Here is a 669-nt window from a genome sequence, read left to right as displayed (position 1 = left end):
CGCTCATGGCGCTACCCTTAATCAAGGCCGCCTGAATGGCAGCCAAGGAGTGACAACTTTCCTGAAAGTCACCGAACTGAGACACCGCCTTTGTAGTAGCCCAGGCGGCTCGCCGGCTGCCCAGCCTGAGCGGTAGGCCGCCACGGGGATAACGCTGGAGCCCGAAATTGCCCTCAGCAAAGGCCAGCACATCCAGAGCGAGCCGCTGCGACAGGCCACGAAGCGTACGCTGCGCATAGACACTTAAGCCTGTGGGAGCCGGAAAAATCGAGCGCGTTGACACCGATGGAGATCGTAGTCATGGCTCAAGCAATTGCCGCAGCCGTTTCATCCATATTGACCGTTGGAATTCGCTGTCATATCTCTGAAGCGTTTCTTGTCGAAGCAGGATGAGGTGGGACTCGGGTTGTCTGGACAGAGCGACGAGGAAAGGCACGAGTGAGCCGCGATGACCATCCCAGCGCTGGGATGGGGTGTGGCTCACCCAGTAGGCCCCACTGCGCGGGTGTTGCAGGGCAATGGCTGGCACCCCGTAAGCCATTGCCTCCAGCTGCACGATTCCAAACGCTTCGTGGCAACTGTCGGCCATCAGTGCACGGCGACAATTAGGTAGGCGGGCGCGTTGAATCTCAATTCGTGTTACCAGTGATTTAGTGTTGCCTCAATCAA

The 669-nt window shown here is 58.3% G+C and carries 1 protein-coding gene; it reads right to left on the bottom strand.

What is annotated here, in order from left to right:
- A partial coding sequence (locus AC01FP_RS18460; RefSeq protein WP_474482319.1) for a hypothetical protein occupies positions 1 to 190 on the bottom strand: 190 nt, incomplete at its 3' end.
- Between the last annotated feature and the right edge of the window lie 479 nt (positions 191 to 669).

The sequence above is a fragment of the Cyanobium sp. NIVA-CYA 375 genome (assembly GCF_056108345.1).
This window is presented reverse-complemented; position numbering and strand designations above follow the sequence as displayed.